General features: G+C 60.8%; 1 protein-coding gene. It reads left to right on the top strand.

The genetic code is table 11. The features are described from left to right. Window positions 1–82: 82 nt before the first annotated feature. Window positions 83–581: PadR family transcriptional regulator (locus FRW57_RS22650; RefSeq protein WP_275263269.1), on the top strand; the 499-nt coding region annotated here is incomplete at its 3' end.

Below are 581 nucleotides of genomic sequence, written 5' to 3'. Positions count from 1 at the left end.
ATTCGTATCTAAGATATATCTTAGAAATATCAAAGACAGCTCAAGGAATATCAAGATGCACAGGTCTCACAAGTGGCGTAAGATGGCGAAAATGGGCGGCTGGCCTTTTGCCGCCGCGATGATGTCGGGAGCGGATTTCAGTCGCGGTTTCGGCAGCGACGCCGATTTCTCGTTCGAATTCGGTCCGCGCGGCGGACGTCGGCGGCGCCGGATGTTCGGATCCGGCGAGTTGCGGCTGGTGCTGCTTCACCTTCTCGCAAAGGAAGCGCGCCACGGCTATGAACTGATCAAGGCGATCGAGGAAATGACCGGAGGCAGCTATGCGCCGAGTCCGGGCACGATCTATCCCACGCTCTCGCTGCTCGAGGACGAAAGCGCAATCGTACAGGCCGCCGGTGACGAGACACGCAAGGCTTATGAGGCGACCGAGGCGGGCCGCAAGGAACTGGACGACCGTTCCGACGAGGTCGCCGCGTTGCTCGACCGGCTCCAGGGCCACGGCGAGCGTCGACGCGCCTATGCGACCCCCGAGATGTTCTGTGCGGTCGGAAACCTTGCCACAGTCCTCAAGAACCGCGCAC

The organism is Segeticoccus rhizosphaerae (assembly GCF_009192725.1).
In the GTDB taxonomy this organism is placed as follows: Bacteria; Actinomycetota; Actinomycetes; order Actinomycetales; family Dermatophilaceae; genus Segeticoccus; species Segeticoccus rhizosphaerae.
The sequence above is the reverse complement of the archived record's forward strand: the minus strand, read 5'-3'. Positions and strand labels throughout refer to the sequence as shown.